Source organism: Bradyrhizobium sp. AUGA SZCCT0431 (genome assembly GCF_018131065.1).
Taxonomy (GTDB): Bacteria; Pseudomonadota; Alphaproteobacteria; order Rhizobiales; family Xanthobacteraceae; genus Bradyrhizobium.
Genome location: NZ_JAFCLR010000008.1, coordinates 59,941 through 80,431 on the forward strand (window position 1 = coordinate 59,941; position 20,491 = coordinate 80,431).

A 20,491-nucleotide genomic window follows, 5' to 3' on the forward strand; every position below is an offset into this window, starting at 1 on the left:
TTTGCGGTGGCTGAGTTTGTGGTGGAGTTTGGCAAGGATGGCCGTCCGATTGAGGCCGACGGCCGGCTGGATGCGGCCGCATTCCATCGCAACCACGCGCCGATCTGGGCGGTGCTGCAGAAATTCCTCGCCGGCAAATCCGGCGACGTGCTCGAGGCCGGCAGCGGCACCGGCCAGCATGTGGTGCATTTCGCCCGCCATGCGCCCGACATCATTTGGTGGCCGAGCGATTTCAACGACGCGCATCTCAACAGCATTGCGGCGTGGCGCGCGCATGCCGGTCTGCCGAACATCCGTCCCGAAATGCGGATCGATCTCAGCGATCCCGCCTGGTGCCCCCAGATGCAGGACGGCAGCGGGCCTTCTGACTTGCTGGCGGTGTTCTGCGCCAATGTGATTCACATCGCGCCCTGGCGCGTCGCGGAAGGGTTGTTCGCCGGCACGTCGCGTTACTTGCGCAACGACGGGCGGCTGTTTCTCTATGGCCCCTTCAAGCGCGACGGCAAGCACACCGCGCTCAGCAACGCCGTCTTCGACACCAGCCTTCGCGACCGCGACCCCGAATGGGGCGTGCGCGATATTGAAGATGTCAGCCGATTGGCTGAGGGCGTCGGGCTTGCATTGATCGAAACCGTCGAGATGCCGGCCAATAATTTGATTCTGGTGTTCGAGCGATCGATAAAGGGTGAGCCCAGCGCATAGCGCGCGCCCGTTTGCGTCGGTTGATCGCGCGTCTGCACGTCTTCATAGTGCCGCAAATCAAACAAGCCAATGATTGCGGCTCCCGCCGGGGCCTGCCGGGCGGGAATGCCGATGCTGGATGCCACTGCCACCGCAGAGATCACCAATGACGCGCGGGCGCGCGCCAATGTGCTGCGTCTCGCCGCGGCGCAGGCGCTGACCGGCGCCAACTCGGCAGTGATCTTCGCCACCGGTTCGATCGTCGGCGCGACGCTGGCGCCCGACATCTCGCTCGCGACCGTGCCGATCTCGATGTATGTGCTGGGTCTTGCCGCCGGCACGCTGCCGACCGGCGCGATTTCGCGCGCCTATGGCCGCCGCGTCGCCTTCATCATCGGCACCGGCTGCGGCATGCTCACCGGTCTGATCGGCGCGTTTGCGATTCTGAATGGATCGTTCTGGCTGTTCTGTTGCGCGACCTTCTTCGGCGGCCTTTACGGCGCGGTGGCGCAATCCTATCGCTTTGCCGCCGCCGACGGCGCCAGCGTCGCGTTCCGTCCCAAGGCGCTGTCGTGGGTGATGGCGGGCGGCGTGTTCGCCGGCGTGCTCGGTCCGCAGCTCGTGCAATGGACCATGGATATCTGGCCGCCCTATCTGTTTGCCTTCAGCTTTGTCGCGCAAGCGGTCGTCGCATTGGTTGCGATGGTGGTGTTGTCCGGCGTCGATGCGCCAAAACCTGCGGCGGCGGACATGCATGGCGGCCGGCCGCTGTTGGAGATCGCGCGGCAGCCGCGGTTCATTGCGGCGGCACTGTGCGGCGTGATCGCCTATCCCATGATGAATCTGGTGATGACATCAGCGCCGCTCGCGATGAAGATGTGCGGACTGACCGTCAGCGATTCCAACTTCGGCATCCAATGGCATATCGTGGCGATGTATGGGCCGAGCTTCTTCACGGGCTCGCTGATCGCGCGCTTCGGCGCGCCTCGCATTGTCGCGCTCGGCCTGTTGCTGGAGGCGGCCGCCGCATTGATTGGCCTATCCGGCATCACTGCGATGCATTTCTGGGCCTGCCTGATCGTGCTCGGCGTCGGGTGGAATTTCGCGTTCATCGGCGCGTCCGCGCTGGTGCTGGAGACGCACCGGCCGCAGGAGCGCAACAAGGTGCAGGCCTTCAACGATTTCCTGGTGTTCGGAATGATGGCGATCGGTTCGTTCTCGTCCGGCCAGTTGCTGGCACATTTCGGCTGGTCGATGGTCAACATGGTGGTGTTCCCGCCGGTGCTGCTCGGGCTCGCGGTGCTGTCGCTCGCATCATTCGCGCGGCGGCGGGCGAAGCTGCGGGAAGTTGACGAACTTGCCGGCCCCACTATCTGATAGCAGTCACATTCTGGAGGCCCCCATGCCCTCGCGCGCGCGTCTTGATGAATTCATTGCCGTCCTCGTTTCCGGCGACCATGCCGGCGCCATCGAGCGCTATTACACCGAAGACGCCACCATGCAGGAGAACAGCGCGCCGCCGCGCGTCGGCCGCGACGTGCTGGTGGGGCAGGAGCGCGCGACGCTTGAGCGGGTGTCGAGCGTCGTTACGACCTGTGTTTCCTCGGTCCTCGAGGGCGATCGTGTCGCGATCCACTGGATCTTCGATTTCACCTATCCATCCGGCGCAGCGATGCGGATCGACGAGGTCGCGATGCAGGAATGGCGCGGCGACAGGATCTTTCGCGAGCGGTTCTTCTACGAGCCGCCGAAGAAGGCCTGATGACAGCTGCTGACATTTCGGCGGCGGTCGAAGCTTCGCTCTTGCTATTTCACTAATCTGCTAGTTTCTACGTCATGGCCGGGCTTGACCCGGCCATCCACGTCTTTCGTGACCGCTAGAAAAAGAGAACGTGGATGCCCGGGCATAGGCGAGCGGAAGCGACGCCGTCCTTCAGACGGCTATGCCCGGCCATGACGGCGCAAGAGCAACAAACGAAAAAATGCTGAAGGGCCCCATTCACACCACACCCGACGAGACCTCGCTCCGCTACGACGGCTGGCGGATTGTGCTCGTCTGTTTCCTGCTCGCGACCTTCGGCTGGGGCCTTGGCTTCTACGGCCAGAGCGTCTATGTCGCCGAACTGCAGCGGCTGCACGGCTGGCCGGCGTCGCTGATTTCGCTCGGCACGACGTTCTTCTATCTGTCCGGCGCGGCGCTGGTTGCCTTCGTCAGCGAGGCGATCAGGGCGTTCGGTCCCCGGAACTGCATGATCGCCGGCATCGGCACCATGGCGATTGCCGCTGTTGCGATCGGCCAGGTGCGCGAACCCTGGCAGCTCTATCTCGCCAACGCCTTTCTCGCCTTCGGTTGGGCCGGCACCAGCCTCGGCATGATCACCAACACGCTGGGCCTCTGGTTCGACAAGAAGCGCGGCATGGCGATCAGCCTGGCGCTGAACGGCGCCAGCTTTGGCGGTATCGCCGGCGTGCCGCTGCTGGTACTGGCGATCGGCTATTTCGGTTTCCCGGGCGCGATGATCGCCGCCGCGGTCGTGATGGTCGTGCTGATGGTGCCGGTCATCCTGATCTACGTCGGGCGGCCGCCGGGCCATGCGAGCGCAAACGGCGGCGCGGTCAGCGCCGCGGACGCGCCATCGCCGATCCAGATTCGCGCGCGGGCCTTTCGCGATATCGGATTTCTGTCGGTATCTTCAGCCTTCGCGCTGGTGCTGTTCGCGCAGGTCGGCTTCATCGTGCATCTGATCTCGTTTCTGGATTCGGTGATCGGGCGCGAGCGCGCCGCCATCGCGGTCGCGCTGTTGACCGCCATGGCGGTGGTCGGCCGCGTGCTGTTTTCGTTCGTGATCGACCAGATGAACCAGCGGCTGGCGTCCGCGCTCTCGTTTGTCAGCCAGGCCGTGGCGCTCGTGATCGTCATCAACGTGCACAATGACTACGCGCTGATGGCCGCCTGCGCGCTGTTCGGATTTTCGGTCGGCAATCTGATCACGCTGCCGGCGCTGATCGTGCAGCGCGAATTCGATCCGCGTTCGTTCGGCGTGCTGGTGAGCCTGATCACCGCGATCAACCAGATCACTTATGCATTTGGTCCCGGCGTGGTCGGACTGCTGCGCGACATGTCGGGAAGCTATTCGCTGCCGTTCTACGGCTGCATTGGTCTCGAGTTGATTTCCGCCGTGCTGATCATGATTCGTGGGAAGAGGACGCCCGCGTAGCCCGGATGGAGCGCAGCGAAATCCGGGGCGCGGTCTCACCCCATCACAGATTCCCGGGTTTCGCTGCGCTTCACCCGGGCTACGGCTTCAGGCCTCCCGCGCCCGCAGCAAATCCTCGAGATCCAGCCGCTTCGTGAACATCGACAGCGAGCCGTCGGCGGCGCGCGGCCATTCTTCCTTGGGCCGGTCCCGGTAAAGTTCGACGCCGTTCTCGTCGGGATCACGCAGATAAAGCGCCTCGCTGACGCCGTGGTCGCTGGCGCCGTCGAGCGCAATGCCGGCCTGCATCACGCGATGCAGCGCGTCCGCCAGCGCCGGGCGGGTGGGGTAGAGGATCGCGGTGTGGAACAGCCCGGTGGTGCCCGGCGGCGGCGGATGGCCGCCTTTGCTTTCCCAGGTGTTGAGGCCGATGTGATGATGATAGCCGCCGGCCGAAATGAACGCCGCAGCCGAGCCCATCCGCTGCATGATCTCAAAGCCGAGCACGCCGCAGTAAAACCCCAGCGCGCGCTCGAGATCGGCGACCTTGAGATGGACATGCCCGATCCGTGTGCCGGCGATGATAGGTGGGCTTTGCGACATGTGGTTACTCCGTTGATGAACTCCACATAGGGCGGCCTTCAAGACAGTGCCACCAGCCTAACCCGAAACCCAGCGTTTCCGGAAAAGAGACCTCGCTAAGGGCTGGTGCTTGTCCCTTTCGACATTCGCAGCGCAGTTGCCTCTTTGCAGTTGGGACAAGCAATCCAACGTTCCATCATCTCCTGCGACCATGGAACGTCGGTTACATCTAGGTTTGCCTCCCCGCAAAACGGACAGCTGACAGGCGTCGTTCGATCACTCAGGAGTTGCTGAGCCACAGCAATCCACTTCTCTGCCTGGGTTTGTAAGGTCATGGCAGGCACCTTACGAGAGATCCGAAACTTCCCCATCCGGCAGCCCGAACTCGAACGTGTTCAGCGTCATCGATACCATCGTGTAATAGCCGCACAGCCCGATGATCTCGGTCACGCCGCGCACGCTGAGCAATTCCACCGCGGCGTCATAGAGCGGCTTGGAGACGCCGTGGCCCTCATGCAGCGACTTGGCGACGTCGTAGATCATCTGCCCCTTGGGGTCGTCGAAAGTGGGCGTGCGGCGGTCGCGGATGTCGTCGATAATCTTCGGGTCCATACCGCCTTTCAGCGCCAGGCGCTTATGCGCGAACCATTCGTAATGCGAGGTCCAGTGCCGCGCGGTGACGAGGATCGCGATCTCGGAAAGTTTTGCGGGAAAGATCGTGTGGAAACGAAGTTGCTCGCCGAGCCGCGTGGCATGCTTGGCCATCTGCGGGCTGTTGAGCCAGGCCATCATCGGCGCCGGCGCCGCGCCGCGCTTGCCGGCAATCGACTCGTCGTAAGTTTCTTTTTGCTCGGGGCTCATTTCGCCAGGCGAAAGCAACTTCAGCCGCATGTCGGTTTCCTCTTGTTTTTCAATCGTTGCCGCCTCTGCGATACACCCGATCCCGGCGCGTGACTATGGCTGACCGAGCATGGTGCGGCGCAGAGAGATGTTGAATTCCGCGATGCGACGACTAAGGTCGCTTCAACTCGCCCCATATGGAAACGCACCATGTCCGATCCTGATCAATTTCGCCGTGAAACCCGCGCCTGGCTGGAGGCCAATTGCCCGCCGGAGATGCGCAAGCCCATGACCTCGGAAGGCGACACGTTCTGGGGTGGCCGCAACGCCAAATTCTCTTCCCAGCCGCAGCGCATCTGGTTCGAGCGGATGCGCGACAAGGGCTGGACCGTTCCGCATTGGCCCAGGGAATATGGCGGTGGCGGCCTCGATCCCGAGGAGGCCAAGATCGTGCGCCAGGAGATGGCGGCGATCGGCGCGCGGCAGCCGCTGGTGTCGTTCGGCATTTCCATGCTCGGGCCGGCGCTGCTGAAATACGGCACGGACGCGCAGAAGAAGGAGCATCTGCCCAAGATCACCGCGGGCTTGATCCGCTGGTGCCAGGGCTATTCCGAACCCAACGCCGGCTCGGACCTCGCCTCGCTGCAGACCCGTGCCGAGAGCGATGGCGATGATTTCGTCATCACCGGCCAGAAGATCTGGACGTCGTATGCGAACTACGCCGACTGGATTTTCTGCCTGGTGCGTACCGATGGCGCCGCGAAGAAACATGACGGCATAAGTTTCATTCTGTTCGACATGACGTCGAAGGGCGTCACGACCAAACCGATCCTCTTGATCTCGGGTGCCTCGCCGTTCTGCGAAACCTTCTTCGATGGGGTGCGGGTGCCGAAATCGCATGTGGTCGGTACCGTCAACCGCGGTTGGGATGTGGCGAAATATCTGCTGCAGCACGAGCGCGCGATGATCTCGGGCATGGGCGAGCGCGGCGTCGGCCGGCCGCTCGGCCAGGTCGCCGCTGACTCGGTCGGCACCGACGAGCAGGGCCGGCTGGAGGATCCGATGCTGCGCGGCCAGATCTCGACCTTCGAGATCGACGAGGCGGCGCTGTCGGCGGCGGCGGAGCGCGCGGTCGATCTGGCGAAAGCCGGCCAGTCGCATCCGGCGTTTTCCTCGGCGATGAAATATTACGGCACCGAGCTCAACAAGCGCCGCTACGAAATCCTGATGTCGGCCGGCGGCGTCGACGCGCTGGAATGGGAAAGCGAGCGCTCCAAAGGCGGCGCCCGCCCGCGCGCCTGGCTGCGCACCAAGGCCAATTCGATCGAAGGCGGTACGTCAGAGGTGATGCTCGGCATCGTCGCCAAGCGGATCCTCGATCTGCCGGGGGCTTGAGGCGCTAACTGACGCCGGGGCACGCGAAGCGTGAACCTCAGGTGCGCAATTGCGCACCGGGGAATCTCGAGGTTCCGGGTTCGCCGCTTCGCGCCGCCCCGGAACGACGGTCTCAAAGATACACGTTCGAAACACCTAGATTGGAATCCTCTCCATGGCACTCGTCCTCACCGAAGAACAATCCATGCTGCGCGACAGCGCGCGCGGCCTTATCAGCGACAAGGCGCCAGTATCGCATCTGCGAAGTTTGCGCGATGCGAAGGACGCCACGGGATTTTCCCGCGAACTCTGGAAGGCCTTTGCCGAGATGGGCTTTTCGGGCCTGCTGGTGCCTGAGAATTTCGGCGGCAGCGGGTTAGGCGCCGTCGAGGCCGGCGTGGTGATGGAGGAAATCGGTCGCACCTTGATGCCATCGCCGTTCCTGTCGACCGCGGTGCTGGCAGCCTCCGCCCTGACGCGTGGCGGCAGCGACGCGCAAAAGGCGGCGCATCTGCCCAAAATTTCGGACGGCTCGCTGCTCGCGGCGCTTGCGGTGGACGAGGGCGCCAAGCATCGCCCGCTGCAGACCAAATTGCAGGCCGTGCGTTCCGGCAACGGTTTTAAGCTGAGTGGTGCAAAAGCTTTCGTGGTCGACGGCCACACCGCCGATCTCCTGATCGTCGCGGCGCGCACCGCTGGCTCCGCCGGCGAGCGCAACGGGCTGACGCTGTTCCTGGTCGATCCCAAATCCAGGGGTCTTGCCGTGGAACGTACTGCGATGGTCGATTCGCACAATGCGGCGCGCATCGAATTCGACAATGTCGAGGTCAACGCCGACAGCGTGCTCGGCGAGGTCGACCAGGGCGGAGCATTGCTCGAAGGCGTGCTCAATATCGGCCGCGGCGCGGTCGCCTCCGAAATGGTCGGCCTCAGCGAGGAAGTGTTCGGCCGCACCGTGACCTATCTGAAGGAGCGCAAACAGTTCGGCAAGCTGATCGGCGAATTCCAGGCGCTGCAGCACCGCGCCGCCGAGCTCTATATCGATATCGAGATCACGCGCGCCGCCGTGCTGAAGGCGCTGCAGACGCTCGATGGCGATTTCGCCAGCGCCAGTGCCGCGGTTGCGGTTGCAAAGGCGCGCGCCGGGACCACCGCGACGCGGGCGGTGCAGGAAGGCGTGCAGATGCATGGCGGCATGGGCATGACCGACCAGTTCGACATCGGCTTCTTCATGAAGCGCGCGCGGGTCTGCCAGGAATTGTTCGGCGACAGCAATTATCACGCCGATCAATTGGCGCGGATGAAGAGTTATTGATTTGCGCCTGCCGCGACAAAACCGGTGTCATCGCCCGGCTTGACCGGGCGACCCAGTACGCCTCGGCAGGTGTGATTGTTCCGAATCGTCCCGGCGTACTGGGTCACCCGCTTTCGCGGGTGATGACAGCGGTTGTGTGCCGCGTTCGCGGACTTAACGCTATCTGATCGGCGGGGCGTACTGGATGCCGCCGTTGCTCCAGAGCGAGTTCAGTCCGCGCGGGATCTTCAGCTTGGATTCGGCGCCGACATTGCGGTCGTAGATCTCGCCGTAATTGCCGACGTGGCGGATGATACGGGCGGCCCAGTCTTTGGAGAGGCCGAGGTCCTCGCCATAGGCGCCTTCGGTGCCGACCAGCCGCATCACGTCAGGCTTTTTCGACTTCAGCGCCTCGTCGATGTTCTTGGAGGTGATGCCGAGTTCCTCGGCGTTGATCATCGCGTACAGTGTCCACTTCACGATCATCATCCAGTCGTCGTCGCGCTGCCGCACCACGGGCGCCAGCGGCTCCTTCGAGATGACGTCGGGCAGAATGGTGTGATCGTCCGGCTTGGAGAGGTTGAGGCGCAGCGCGTAGAGCTGGGAGACGTCGGCGGTCAGGGTGTCGCACTTGCCCTCGTTATAGGCTTTGACGACATCGTCCAGCTTCGGGAATTTCATCTCCGTGTATTTCATGTTGTTGGCGCGGAAATAATCCGCGACGTTGAGCACCGTGGTGGTGCCTTCCTGCACGCAGATCTTGCTGTTGTTCAGGTCCAGCCCGGAATCGATCTTGCGCGAGGCCGGCAGCATGAAGCCTTCGCCGTCATAATAGGCGACGGCCGGGAAATAGAGCGCGTAATTGACCTCGCGCGACATGCTCCAGGTGGAGTTGCGCGAGAGAATGTCGACCTTGCGGCTCTGCAGCTCCTTGAAGCGTTCGTTGGCGTCGAGCGGAACGAACTTCGTCTTCTTGGGGTCGTCGAAGATCGCAGCGGCCACCGCGCGGCAGAAATCGACGTCGAAGCCGGACCAGTCGCCCTTGTCGTCGGGAATCGAGAAGCCGGGCAGGCCCTTGTTGACGCCGCACAGTACTTCGCCGCGCTTGAGCGTCCGCTTCAGGGTCTTGGTGTCATAGCGTTCATACGTGATTGCGCCAGCCGCGACCGCAGTTGCGACCGCCAGCCCAATGAGGAGGCCGCCTCGAAAATTACGTAGCATTTTTTAACTCACCAATTTCAGGGAAATGGATCTGCGGAAGAGACGGTGCCGTCGCAATTACAGTTCGGGCTTCTGCCGGATGATCACCTTGGTGCCGACAGGAACGCGCTCATAGAGGTCGGCGACGTCGGCGTTGACGAGCCGGAAGCAGCCGGACGAGACGGCGGTGCCGATGGTGTCGGGGCGGTTGGTGCCGTGAATACGGTAGACGGTGGTGCCGAGATACATCGCCCGCGCACCGAGCGGGTTACCCGGGCCGCCGGCCATGAAGCGCGGCAGATAGGGCTGGCGTTGAATCATTTCCGGCGGCGGTGTCCAATCCGGCCATTCCTTCTTTTGCGTGATGTTGACGAGTCCCTGCCACGTGAAACCCTCGCGGCCGACGCCGATGCCGTAGCGCAGCGCGCGGCCGCCGCCCTGGATCAGATAGAGATGCCGCTCGGCCGTGACCACGATGATGGTGCCGGGCGCTTCGTTGGTGCGGTAGAGCACCGCCGTCTTCCTGAACTGCGGATCGAGCTGGACGGCTTCGTCGGCGATCAGCCCCGGCTGGTCACCCACATCGGGCTGGCGCAGCTGCGCATTGCTCTGCGAGGCTGAAAGGATCAGACCGCTCGTTGCGATCATCATCCAGATCAGGTGCCGAAACTTCGTCATTGCGGAGCTCTCCTTGTTGGCGCGTTGGCCAATTGGTTGGCGCTTGGGCCAAATCAGCGGAACCATCAAATCTCAGGGCCGGCTTGATGGCAAGTTTAGGGCGGCAGGGCCGGTATCTTGCTGGAATGGCTTCTATTTTCTGATATCACAATCGCCGGTGATTGTGACAATTGCTCATTTCGGCGCGATCCAGAGCCGCAGGCCGTAGGAGATCAGCGTCACCGTGCCAACGCCGCCGAGCCACAGCGCGGCAAACCAGAGCAGGCGCTGCGTCAGCGGTCGCGGTTCGCCGGAGCTTTTTCCATTCCGATGGGATCGGAGCGGAGCCCCAGATTCTTGATTTGACGCGTTTTCTTGACGCGAACCGGGGTCCACTTCGCTCGAAAACGCTTTGGTCATCAGTGATAGCCGCTTTCGGCTTTGACCTTGCCGCGGAACACCCAATAGGCCCACGCGGTATAGCCGAGGATCAGCGGGATCAGTATGGCGACGCCGACCAGCATGAAGAGCTGGCTGTTCTCGGGCGAGGCCGCCTGCCAGATCGTGATGCTCTGCGGCACGATATAGGGATACATGCTGATGCCGAGCCCGGCATAGGACAGCGCGAACAGCGCCAGCGTCAGGAAGAACGGCTGGTAGTCATACTTGTTGGCGAGGCTGCGCAGCAACAACACGGTGACGACGGCCACCGCGACCGGCACCGGCGCGGTGAGGATGATGTTGGGCCAGGCAAACCAGCGATGGGTGTACTGCACATGCAGGAACGGCGTTGCAATGCTGACGATGCCGATGGCGCACAGCATCGCGACCAGCAGCAGCCAGCTCAGATGATAGGCGCGGTCGCGCAATTCGCCTTCGGTCTTCATGACAAGCCAGGTCGCGCCGAGCAGCGCATAGCCGATCACGAGCGCGACCCCGGTGAGGATGCTGAACGGCGTCAGCCAATCCCACCAGCCGCCGGCATAATGTCGCCCCGAGACCTGAATGCCCTGCAGGATGGCGCCGAGCGCGATGCCCTGCGCCAGCGTCGCCAGCAGTGAGCCGCCGGCAAACGCAATGTCCCAGCGGTTGCGTTCGCGCGTGGTGCGCCAGCGGAATTCAAAGGCGACGCCGCGGAATACCAGCCCGAGCAGCATCACGATCATCGGCGTGTAGAGCGCCGGCATCAGCACGGCATAGGCCAGCGGGAACGCCGCCATCAGGCCGCCGCCGCCGAGCACCAGCCAGGTCTCATTGCCGTCCCAGACCGGGGCGACGCTGTTCATGATGACGTCGCGGTCTTCCTTCTTCGGAAACAGCGGAAACAGGATGCCGAGGCCGAGATCGAAGCCGTCCATCACGACATAGACGAATACTGCAAAGGCGATGATGAAGGCCCAGATGGTCGGAAGGTCGATGGGGATCATCGCGCGGCTCCCTCGGCAACAGCACCGGCGGCCGGCGTGATGCCGGCGGCACGCGCCGGGACGTCGCTGCGCGGACCTTCCTCGCCGTGATGCGGCGGCTGTGCCATCAGGCGCAGCAGGTAGATCACGCCGGCGGTGAACACCACGAAATAGACGATGATGAAGGCGATCAGCGATGAGGCGACCGCGGGCGCCGCCAGCGGCGACGCCGAATCAACGGTTCGCAGCAATCCATACACCGTGAACGGCTGACGCCCGGTCTCGGTGGTGATCCAGCCCGCCAGCACCGCGATGAAACCCGACGGGGCCATCGCGACCGCAAACATGTGCAGCAGGCGCGAGTTGTGCAGCGTACCGCGGAAGCGCATCAGCAGGCTGAGCAGGCCGAGCCCCACCATCAGGAGCCCCATGCCGACCATGATCCGGAACGACCAGAAAGTGATCGGCACCGGCGGCCAGTTTTCACGCGGCACGGTGTCGAGGCCGGCCATCGGCGCATCGAGGGAATGCTTGAGGATCAACGAGCCGAGTTTGGGGACTTCGATTGCGTAATCCATCCTGCCGGCGGCCTGATTGGGCCAGCCGAACAGAATAAGCGGCGCGCCGTCCTTGTGGCTCTGGAAATGGCCTTCCATCGCCATGATCTTCACCGGCTGATGCTCCAGCGTGTTGAGCCCGTGCTGGTCGCCGGCGAGGATCTGGAGCGGGGCGACGATCGTCGCCATCCACATCGCCATCGAGAACATCACGCGTGGGCCGGCCAGATGCGGGTCGCGCAGCAGATGCCAGGCGCCGACCGCGCCAACCACCAGCGCGGTGGTCAGGTACGCCGCCAGCACCATATGCACGAGCCGGTAGGGGAATGACGGATTGAAGATCACCTTGAACCAGTCGACCGCGATGAACTGGCCTTCGGCATTGAGGGCGTGACCTGTGGGCGTCTGCATCCAGGAATTGGCGGACAGAATCCAGAACGCCGAAATCAGCGTGCCGACCGCGACCATCAAGGTTGCGAAAAAATGCAGTTTTGGGCCGACACGATCGAGCCCGAACAGCATCACGCCGAGGAAGCCCGCTTCGAGGAAGAACGCGGTCAGCACCTCATAGGCCATCAGCGGGCCGATCACAGGCCCTGTCTTGTCGGAGAAAGCCGACCAGTTGGTGCCGAACTGGTAGGACATCACGATGCCCGACACCACGCCCATGCCGAAAGCGACGGCGAAAATCTTCAGCCAGTAATTGAACAGGTTGATGAAAACCTCGCGCCCGGTCCACAGCCACAGCGCTTCAAGCACCGCGAGATAACTGGCGAGCCCGATCGAGAAGGCCGGGAATATGATGTGGAACGACATCGTGAAGGCAAACTGCGCCCGGGCCAATACAACGGCATCCCAGCCTTCGAACATCGGCACCACCTGTCGCAGCTAACCTGGCGTGAATCCTATCATGCCGAATACGATAACAGTACCGCCCCTTTTGCAGCAGAGGCCCGCTATCCGGTCAGTGTTCCGGCATCCGGAGGGGCATTGAGGCGCCGCATGATTTCTGCGCGCACGGCACGTGCCGCATTTTCGTCGTGCTTTGTCGGGCTGCAGAAGGTCTGGCCCGTGTGCAACCGAATGCTGATGGTGCTGGTCCGGTCCTTGGAATCGGGCTCGTCGACCTCGATCGCAGCGACGTCACCTGCTCGGATCGTCTCGGCGGATGGCTTACCGCTTAACGCAATCCGCTCGATACGGATCTCGCCCTGCCGAATGATCCAGCACGCGCCAGCTAATCGGTGCGTGTAGCGGTAGAGTGCAAAGGCAGCAAGAAAGCCGAGCGGCAAGAGCAATCCGAGCGCCATCTCCCACTCGCCGATCCAGAATGCGATGAGGAATGGCAGAGCGCACAGGCCGGCCACAACCGGCACGGCCATTCGAATCACGCGGCCGAGATCGGGGTTGACCGGCGAGCCAAGGGTGATTTCGGCGTTGCCGGCCTCAAGCGGGTTGTCGATGGGCGCGGCATCGGGACAACCGAGCAATCCCGTAACAATTGCGGCGGTTTCGTTGACGCGCGTGATGTCCGGCAGCGGTGGCGAGATCAAGACACCCCCTGAGGCCAGCCTGCACACGAGGCTGAAACTCGCGGGATAGCTGAACTTGTTCTTGCGGACGTGAACCTCTGCGATGTCGTGATTGCTGATCATTCGCTTGTGCACCTGGCCAAGCGGGCGCTGCTCGCCGATCAGGATGCCGTCCTGCGTGATGATCCAGGCTACATTGCGTTCAAGGGCGGCAACGCCGATCAGGAACAATCCGAGCGGCACGACCCAGAGTGCAGGAATGAATGGTCGGCCGCCCGAGGCCCAGGTAAGCAGGCCTGGGACAATAATCAGCAAAATTACAGCGCCGGAGCCCGCCTGGACAAACCTTTCCCTGAGCGAGGATCCCTTGCGCAGCCGAACTTCACCCGGGTTTGCCGCAGCATCCATTGTCAGCGGCAAACATCACGAGCGGCTCGATCCCGTCAAGAAGAAGAGCGCCATTACTCGATCACGATCTCGCCGGTCATGCCGAGATCGGCGTGGGTCTTGCCGTCAGCGCCCTTGATGTCGCAGCGCAGGTCGGTGACGCGGCCGGCGGCGACTGGCACCAGCCACCATTCGGCGGATTGTCCCGGATAAACTTCGATCTCGCGCATCGCGCCCTTGAACTCGGCGAGCGTCACGGTCTTGCCGTCGCGCTGCTGCGTGACCTGTGCCTTTCGCGTCCACACCATCTGCGAGAAGGCGTGCGAGGTGAAGTAATGCGGATCGTTGCTGTCGTTGCGCAGGATCAGTTTGTAGAGCTTGCCGGTCTCGAACTTCAGTTGCTTCGGCGCGAATTCATGCTTGCCGGGCGAGCCCAATGCAACCGTGACCTCGATCGGCGTCTGCCGCGACAGATCGCCTGCCGCGATCGCCGCGCCCGATACGAGGCCGAGAAAAACCGACGCGCCAATGGCGGCACGATACGAGACGAACATGATGACCTCCCCCTGCGTTCCGGGCATGGCCGGAAACGGCCTCGATGCTAATGCAAATGCGAACTAGTTGCAAATTACCGTTGACGGTATCTCGGTCGGGATGCCGCGGGGTCCGTTCTACTTTGCATGGGGTTGTTTTCGATATTTTTGTCCAGGGCCTCCCGGGCGTTGGAACTCACGACAGTCGGCTTTCCTGGTGCGGCGCATTCACCCACCCGCCAAATACAGAGCGACCCGGGCGGGGGGCATCCCGGCCGGGTCGTTGGAGGTTCTTGGGAGGTTAAAGCCTGGTCGGTTAAGCTTGGTCGGCTCGTCAGAAACTTGTTTAGCGAACGACGTCCGGGATCACACAGACCTCAGCGGCGCTCTTGGTGCTGCAATCGACCACTTGTTCGCGCACAAACATCGAACCGGTATCGCGCTGGGCGCGGGGCGAGACGTTCTGGGCGGACAGTGAAGCGAGGGTAGCGACCGCGCCGAGCGGGACAATGAAGAGGCGGAAGGACGGCTTCAGCATGTTCGCTCTCCTGTTCGGCGTTGGTGTTGCGTTGTTGATGATGGGTATAGGGGCAGAGTTTTTCCGGGTGATGTCGTGGATTGTTTCATTTGTTTCGTCGCCTTTAATCTTTGGCTTCGAAATCCACCCGGTTTCTGCTCCCTGTGCCAATCTAACCGTTTGAAACATCTAAGATTTATGCAGCGATGCTGTCCACGCCAGCGACCTTAAGCAAGTCGGCCAATTGTTTGCGGGCATAGAACATTCGGGTCTTCACCGTGCTCTGGGGAATGCCGATGATTGCGCCGGCCTCTTCCACCGACTTCTCGTGGTAGTAGACCAGGTTGATGATCTCGCGGTGCGCCGGCGACAGCTTGGCGACACAGGCGCGCAGGATGGCGCTGGTGTTGCTGCGGTCGAGCGACGCTTCCGGGGTGTCGGCTTCGTCCGCGATCTCGAGCACGTCGTCCTGATCGATATCCTCATGCTTGCGCTGGCGCAGCGCGGTCAGCGCCTTGAAGCGGGCGATCGACAGCAACCACGTCGAAACCTGGGAGCGGCCTTCGAACTGGCTGGCGGTGCGCCACACGTCCAGAAACACCTGGCTGACGAGGTCTTCCGCCATCGTGGTATCGCGCACCATGCGCAGGATGAAGCGGTAAACCCGTACGTGATGTCGGGAATAAAGTACGTGCATCGCCGTGCGGTCACCTCTGGCAATGCTCTCCAGCAGCGATTCGTCCGATGTCGCGCGGGCATCGGCAATGTGCTTGCGGGCTGCAGCGTTGATGGCAATCACGTTCGGCATGACAAACTCCCAGTTCGCCGCTTGGCGGCGTGTCGTTGGGAGATTTCTAGTTAACGAACGTTTCGGGATGTCTGCACGGAAGGGGGAAAATGGTTTCGTGCCGGGGAGAATTGTTTCGTCGCAGCGGCCGCGACGAAACATTCGGGGCGAAAACGAGAATGATTTCAATGTGCGGAAAATTGGAGGATTTCAGATCGAAAATCGTTCCGCAGGACGACGCGACTTTTTTCTTCTTACCTCGCCCGCTTGCGGGGTGAGGTCGGCGCGTAGCGCCGGGTGAGGGGGTACCGGTCTCTCGACAGTCTTTGCTCGGAGAGTGGCCCCTCACCCCAACCCTCTAAGAGCGAGCTTCGCTCGTCTCGACTCCGTAAGAACGGGGCGAGGGAGCAGTTCCCAGCTAGCTCTTCTCGCCGGTCGGCGAGAACAGGTAGCCGCCGCCGCGGATGGTGCGAATGACGGCGGGCTTGGTCGGGTCGATCTCGATCTTGCGACGGATCCGCATGATGCGGAGGTCGACCGCACGGTCGAAGGCTTCGGCGTCGCGCGCATTTGCCAGTTCAAGCAGCCGTTCGCGCGACAGCACCCGTTTCGGATTGGCCGCGAACACCTTCAACAAGCCGAACTCTGACGCGGTCAGCGGATGCTCGTTGCCTTCGTCGTCGCGCAGCGCCTGGGCTTCGAGATCGAGCCACTTGGTGCCGAACCGCACCAATTGCTCCTTTTCCGCCTTGGCGCCGGCGGCCTCGGGCGTCGCCGCCCTCACCGGCGCACTGCGGCGCAGCACCGAGCGGATGCGCGCCATCAACTCGCGCAGCTCGCAGGGCTTTGCGATGTAATCGTCGGCGCCAAGCTCGAGGCCGACGACGCGGTCGATCGGGCTTGCGGTCGCCGTCAGCATGATGACGGGGACGTTGATGCGGCTCTTCAGGTCACGGATGATCGAGAGCCCGTCTTCCTCGGGCATGTTGAGGTCGAGCACGACGAGGTCGGGCACATTGGTTTCGATGACGCCGCGCAGGCTCTTGCCGCCGTCGCACAGCGTCACGGCGAAACCGTGCATCTTGAGGTAATCGCCGACCATTTCGCGGGCCGGAGCCTCGTCGTCGACGATGATGATGTGCTGGCTCTGGCTCATGATGTCTCTGCTGCAGGCAGTGTAACTGTAAACGTCGACCCCTGTCCGGGGCCGGGACTATCCGCGGTCACATGGCCGCCATGCATGTCTATAATGCGTTTGACGATCGATAGACCGAGGCCGGTCGAGCTTTCGCCCGCGGTCGGCTTGGCCGACAGCCGCTGGAAGCGGCCGAACAGCCGACCGAGATCCTCGGGCGACAGGCCCGCGCCCTCGTCCGTGATCCGCACGACGGTGTTGTCACCCTCATGGGTGACGCCCACCGTGATCTTGCCGCCGATCGGTGAATATTTGATGGCATTGCTGACCAGATTGTCGATCGCCTCGCGGATCCGGTCGACGTCACACATGGTGACGAAATTCGGCGGCGCGGAGACGCTGATGGCCTGCTGCTTGTTCACGGCCGAGGGCAGATTGGCGTCGGTGACTTCGGCCACCAGGGCGCCGACGTCGACCGGCTCGCGGCGGATGGTGATGTCGAAGGCGTCCGCCATTGCGTCCGAAATCAGATGATCGACCATCGAGGTCAGGCGCTTGGTGGCGTCGCGGATGTGGTCGACCTGCGCAGTGACGTTTTCCTTCGGCGAGCCGGCGCTGATCAGTTCGTTCAGCATTTCGGTGCGGCCGAGAATGACGCCGAGCGGATTTTTCAGGTCGTGGGCGACGGTGCCGAGGATTTCGTTCTTGAAGCCGTTGGCGCGCTGCAGCCGCAGCCACTGCGCCGAAAGCCGGCGGTTGGCCTGCATCAGCGCGCGGGTGCGCTGGGCGACGCGGTCTTCGAGCTGGGTATTGGCCGCATGCAGCTGCTGGTAGAGGATCACATTGTCGAACGCGATCGACAGCCGGCTGGAGAAAATCTCGACCAGCGCGCGGTCGGTGTCGGAAAGCTGGCGCTCGGCTTGCAGCAGCACCACGACTTCACGGCCGGAGCCGGTGCGCAGGTAAAGCACGCTGCGGTGGTCGGCGAACTCGTTCTTGCGGCGCGTGAAGGCGTCTTCCACCATCTGCCGCAAATCCGGATCGAGCGATTTTGAACTGGTCGAGCCGATGAAGCGGCTGTAGCAACCCGAGCCCGCCAGCACGGAGAATTCGCTGCCGGGGGCGCCGTCGTCGCGCAGCACCAGTATACCGGCGCAATCGACATTGAGCAGCGAAGCCAGTTGCGTCAGCACCCCTTCGGCGAGGCGCTGCATCGATTTGAAGTCGTACAGGGTCGAGGCGGCGTCGATGATGATTTCGAGACCGCGCCTTGTCTGCACCATGCGCTCGAGCTGCTGGTAGCTGCGCAAGGCGGCGGTCAGCGAGGTGAACAGCTTGTCGGCGGTGAGCTCGGTCTTGGCCTTGTAGTCGTTGATGTCGTACTGGACGATGACGCGGCGCTCCGGCGCCTGGCCGGGCTGGCCGGTGCGCAGGATGATGCGCACCGTCTCGTTCTTGATGTCGTTGCGGATGTACTCGACGAGGTCGAGGCCGGCGACGTCGGTTTCCATGATGACGTCGAGCAGCACGGCGGCGATATCGGGATTGTCGCGCATCAGGACGCGGCCTTCAGCCGCGGAATAGGCGGAGAGGATTTCCAGCGTGGCGCCGTGGAGGTTGTAGTCGCTCAGCGCAAAGCGGGTGCCTTCATGCACCGCCTGATCGTCGTCGATGACGGCGATCTTCCATTTGCGTACAGACGAATCATCCGGGGCGGTTTCGGAATCGTCGATCAGGTGGAGGACATCGTCCTGTTCGGCCATTGAGGGGTTCCGTCGGCTGCTGCGTCTGTGATCGGGGGTCCGCTGGTTACGATTCCCTTGGCGACCCTGGGCATGATAATGCGGAAAGTGGTGCCTTGTCCTAGCCTTGACTCCAGCATCATCCGGCCGCCGAGCTGTTGAGTGACAAGATTATAGACGATATGCAAGCCCAGTCCGGTACCGCCCTCGTTGCGGCGCGTGGTAAAGAACGGATCGAACGCCTGCCGCTGGACGTCCGGCGTCATTCCGGCCCCATTATCGGCAAAAATGATTTCGACATCGTCACTGCCGCGGGCCCGTGCCGAAAGCGAGATCGCCCCGGAACGGCCGTCGGCGAAGGCATGATTGGCGGCGTTGAGGAAAAGATTGGTTAAAATCTGGCCATAGGAGCCGGGATAGCCGTCGATCAACAGACCCTCCGGCACGTCGACCGACAGCGTAATCGCCGCTTTCTTCAACACCGGGCGCAGGCTCGCGACGATCTGGTCGGTGGCCTCGCTGAGGCTGAATTGCCGGCGCTCGGCATGGGAGCGGTCCACCGCCACCTGCTTGAACGACTGGATCAGTTCGCCGGCACGGTGCAAATTGGCCACCAGTTGCCCGGCGGCGTCGCGCGAGCTCTTGACGAACTCGTCGAGCTTGGAGCGGCGCAGCGGCTCGGTGCGCAGCTCGGTCTCGAAGATTTCCGCGCGGCGCGCGAAGCTCGATGCCACCGTCAGGCTGATCCCGATCGGGTTGTTGACCTCGTGGGCGACGCCGGCGACCAGGCCGCCCAGCGCCGCCAGCCGTTCGGCGTCGATCAGGTTCTGCTGGGCGGCATTGAGTTCGAACAGCGCGCCCTCGGCCTTTTCCTTCGACGCGCGCAGCTCGTCCTCGGTCTTGCGTTTGGCGATGGCGTTTTCGCGGAACACCTCCACCGCGCGCGCCATCGCGCCGACCTCGTCCTTGGCGGTGGTGCCCTGCACGGCGCGATCGTAATTGCCCGAGGTGATCGCGTGCATCGACGCCATGATCTGCTGCAGCGGCAGCCGGATCGAGAGCGCGATCAGGACGCCCGCGGACAGGATGATGCCGAGGAAGATCACGGCGATCGACAGCACCCGGCGCGAAATGCCCGCCAGCGTGCGGTCGAAGGTTTCCTGAGCCTTTTGCTCGCGTTGGCGCATCTTCACGGACAGGCCGTCGATCACGCCGATTGCATCGGCCTGGCTGGCGTCGATGGTGTTGCGCAACAGTTCGGTCCGGATCGCAAGCTGCTCGGTCAGCTTCGCCAGTCCCTCGCGCAGCGCCAGGGTTTTCGCATGCAGCCGCGTCAGCGCCATGCGCTGCAAATCATTGTCGGCGAGGTCGGACATCACAGGGATGGTCTTTTCGATCGTCTCGGTATTCCGGCGGGCGTCCTCGGCCGAAGCCGACGCCAGCGAAAGATAATAGGCGTTGGCGGCGACCAGCATCCCGGTAAACGCCTCGCGGGATTTTCCGAGCGACGGCCAGATCAGCGCATCGCGGTGCCCGGTGGCGCCCTCGATGATCGAATAAAGCCCGGCCATGTCCCTGGCCGGGCCCAGCACCTGCTGCTCGTAGGTTTTCGCGATCGTCGCCTGCACCGCACGCAGTTCGCCGAAACCGTTGAGGAAGCGGTCGGTGACCTGCTCGAGCTGCTCGACCGAGCCCGAAAGCATCGGGTCGTTTGAGGCGCGGTTGGTCAGCGTGCCGAGCACGGCTTCGCGCAGCAGCAGGATCTCCGCGAACAGTTCCGGGCTCGGCTGGTTGATGTAGCGATGGATCAGGTTCTGCAGCCGGCTGGTTTCGCTTTCGAGCAGCGCCAGGATCTTGTCGGATTCCCTGACGTGGCGGACATCTTCCCAGGCCGAACCGAGCACCTTGGCGCCGTTCCATATCAGCGCGGCCAGCACCACGACCACGGCGGAGTTCAAGGCCGCGATCGACAGGATGCGCCAGCGGATCGGGACCGCGCGCAGCACCTGGACGATGCGAATACGGCCGCGTGCGGCGAGGCTCGCCGGCCGTTCCACTGATCCGTCCTGT

21 protein-coding genes are annotated in these 20,491 nt (G+C 63.0%); 7 read left to right on the forward strand and 14 right to left on the reverse strand.

What is annotated here, in order from left to right:
• Nucleotides 1-6: 6 nt before the first annotated feature.
• The 4 genes from JQ567_RS09415 (at nucleotide 7) to JQ567_RS09430 (ending at nucleotide 3,899) form a co-directional block, all read left to right on the forward strand.
• On the forward strand, nucleotides 7-702 hold the full coding sequence (locus JQ567_RS09415) for a DUF938 domain-containing protein (protein WP_212438555.1): 696 nt from the start codon (nucleotides 7-9) through the stop codon (nucleotides 700-702).
• Nucleotides 703-813: 111 nt separating this feature from the next.
• Nucleotides 814-2,058 (forward strand): MFS transporter, encoded by a 1,245-nt coding sequence (locus JQ567_RS09420; RefSeq protein WP_212438556.1) that lies wholly within the window; start codon nucleotides 814-816, stop codon nucleotides 2,056-2,058.
• A gap of 25 nt (nucleotides 2,059-2,083) precedes the next feature.
• Complete coding sequence (locus JQ567_RS09425; RefSeq protein ID WP_212438557.1) at nucleotides 2,084-2,443, forward strand: nuclear transport factor 2 family protein; 360 nt, start codon at nucleotides 2,084-2,086, stop codon at nucleotides 2,441-2,443.
• Between the two features lie 220 nt (nucleotides 2,444-2,663).
• Complete coding sequence (locus JQ567_RS09430; protein WP_212438558.1) at nucleotides 2,664-3,899, forward strand: MFS transporter; 1,236 nt, start codon at nucleotides 2,664-2,666, stop codon at nucleotides 3,897-3,899.
• 87 nt (nucleotides 3,900-3,986) lie between these two features.
• On the opposite strand, the gene JQ567_RS09435 is transcribed toward JQ567_RS09430, so the two are convergent.
• Together JQ567_RS09435 and JQ567_RS09440 are read right to left on the reverse strand one after the other, a co-directional pair.
• Nucleotides 3,987-4,481, reverse strand: coding sequence for a VOC family protein (locus tag JQ567_RS09435; RefSeq protein ID WP_212438559.1), 495 nt, complete (start codon nucleotides 4,479-4,481; stop codon nucleotides 3,987-3,989).
• Nucleotides 4,482-4,805: 324 nt separating this feature from the next.
• Nucleotides 4,806-5,351, reverse strand: a complete 546-nt coding sequence (locus JQ567_RS09440; RefSeq protein ID WP_212438560.1) for a carboxymuconolactone decarboxylase family protein — start codon at nucleotides 5,349-5,351, stop codon at nucleotides 4,806-4,808.
• Between the two features lie 159 nt (nucleotides 5,352-5,510).
• Here JQ567_RS09440 and JQ567_RS09445 point away from each other — a divergent pair, with 159 nt between their 5' ends.
• Nucleotides 5,511-6,695: an acyl-CoA dehydrogenase family protein gene (locus JQ567_RS09445; protein ID WP_212438561.1), complete on the forward strand. Its 1,185-nt coding sequence runs from the start codon at nucleotides 5,511-5,513 to the stop codon at nucleotides 6,693-6,695.
• A 154-nt stretch (nucleotides 6,696-6,849) separates the two neighbouring features.
• Entirely contained in the window at nucleotides 6,850-7,989 is a 1,140-nt protein-coding gene (locus tag JQ567_RS09450; protein WP_212438562.1) for an acyl-CoA dehydrogenase family protein, read from the forward strand.
• Between the two features lie 159 nt (nucleotides 7,990-8,148).
• Here the strand turns inward: JQ567_RS09450 and JQ567_RS09455 are convergent, their stop codons facing one another.
• The 8 genes from JQ567_RS09455 to JQ567_RS09495 all read right to left on the reverse strand — a co-directional run bounded on the left by JQ567_RS09455 (nucleotide 8,149) and on the right by JQ567_RS09495 (nucleotide 14,778).
• On the reverse strand, nucleotides 8,149-9,189 hold the full coding sequence (locus tag JQ567_RS09455) for an amino acid ABC transporter substrate-binding protein (protein WP_212438563.1): 1,041 nt from the start codon (nucleotides 9,187-9,189) through the stop codon (nucleotides 8,149-8,151).
• 57 nt (nucleotides 9,190-9,246) lie between these two features.
• On the reverse strand, nucleotides 9,247-9,846 hold the full coding sequence (locus JQ567_RS09460; RefSeq protein WP_212438564.1) for a L,D-transpeptidase: 600 nt from the start codon (nucleotides 9,844-9,846) through the stop codon (nucleotides 9,247-9,249).
• A 174-nt stretch (nucleotides 9,847-10,020) separates the two neighbouring features.
• Nucleotides 10,021-10,122 carry a DUF2474 domain-containing protein gene (locus JQ567_RS09465; RefSeq protein WP_192735727.1) on the reverse strand — a complete coding sequence of 34 codons (102 nt, stop codon included), beginning with the start codon at nucleotides 10,120-10,122 and terminating at the stop codon, nucleotides 10,021-10,023.
• A 122-nt stretch (nucleotides 10,123-10,244) separates the two neighbouring features.
• Nucleotides 10,245-11,252 carry a cytochrome d ubiquinol oxidase subunit II gene (gene cydB / locus JQ567_RS09475; RefSeq protein ID WP_249165361.1) on the reverse strand — a complete coding sequence of 336 codons (1,008 nt, stop codon included), beginning with the start codon at nucleotides 11,250-11,252 and terminating at the stop codon, nucleotides 10,245-10,247.
• A complete protein-coding gene (locus tag JQ567_RS09480; protein ID WP_212438565.1) occupies nucleotides 11,249-12,658 on the reverse strand; it encodes a cytochrome ubiquinol oxidase subunit I in 1,410 nt (469 codons plus the stop codon). Before JQ567_RS09480 ends, cydB begins: the two co-directional genes overlap by 4 nt.
• 86 nt (nucleotides 12,659-12,744) lie before the next feature.
• Nucleotides 12,745-13,635: a hypothetical protein gene (locus JQ567_RS09485; protein ID WP_212438566.1), complete on the reverse strand. Its 891-nt coding sequence runs from the start codon at nucleotides 13,633-13,635 to the stop codon at nucleotides 12,745-12,747.
• 146 nt (nucleotides 13,636-13,781) lie between these two features.
• Entirely contained in the window at nucleotides 13,782-14,261 is a 480-nt protein-coding gene (locus tag JQ567_RS09490; RefSeq protein ID WP_212438567.1) for a hypothetical protein, read from the reverse strand.
• Between the two features lie 325 nt (nucleotides 14,262-14,586).
• On the reverse strand, nucleotides 14,587-14,778 hold the full coding sequence (locus JQ567_RS09495) for a hypothetical protein (protein ID WP_212274167.1): 192 nt from the start codon (nucleotides 14,776-14,778) through the stop codon (nucleotides 14,587-14,589).
• On the opposite strand from JQ567_RS09495, the gene JQ567_RS09500 reads away from it, so the two are divergent.
• Complete coding sequence (locus JQ567_RS09500) at nucleotides 14,777-14,941, forward strand: hypothetical protein (protein ID WP_212438568.1); 165 nt, start codon at nucleotides 14,777-14,779, stop codon at nucleotides 14,939-14,941. The two genes, JQ567_RS09495 and JQ567_RS09500, sit on opposite strands and share 2 nt — an antisense overlap.
• A 12-nt stretch (nucleotides 14,942-14,953) precedes the next feature.
• Here JQ567_RS09500 and JQ567_RS09505 read toward each other — a convergent pair whose 3' ends face one another.
• The 4 genes from JQ567_RS09505 to JQ567_RS09520 all read right to left on the reverse strand — a co-directional run bounded on the left by JQ567_RS09505 (nucleotide 14,954) and on the right by JQ567_RS09520 (nucleotide 20,478).
• Nucleotides 14,954-15,565, reverse strand: coding sequence for a sigma-70 family RNA polymerase sigma factor (locus JQ567_RS09505; RefSeq protein ID WP_212438569.1), 612 nt, complete (start codon nucleotides 15,563-15,565; stop codon nucleotides 14,954-14,956).
• A gap of 397 nt (nucleotides 15,566-15,962) precedes the next feature.
• The gene (locus tag JQ567_RS09510) at nucleotides 15,963-16,700 is read right to left on the reverse strand and encodes a response regulator (protein WP_212438570.1); all 738 of its coding nucleotides are present in this window, start codon (nucleotides 16,698-16,700) and stop codon (nucleotides 15,963-15,965) included.
• A complete protein-coding gene (locus JQ567_RS09515; RefSeq protein ID WP_212438571.1) occupies nucleotides 16,697-18,442 on the reverse strand; it encodes a DUF3369 domain-containing protein in 1,746 nt (581 codons plus the stop codon). The genes JQ567_RS09510 and JQ567_RS09515 overlap by 4 nt, the downstream gene beginning before the upstream one ends.
• Nucleotides 18,412-20,478: an ATP-binding protein gene (locus tag JQ567_RS09520; protein WP_212438572.1), complete on the reverse strand. Its 2,067-nt coding sequence runs from the start codon at nucleotides 20,476-20,478 to the stop codon at nucleotides 18,412-18,414. The genes JQ567_RS09515 and JQ567_RS09520 overlap by 31 nt, the downstream gene beginning before the upstream one ends.
• Nucleotides 20,479-20,491: the final 13 nt, after the last annotated feature.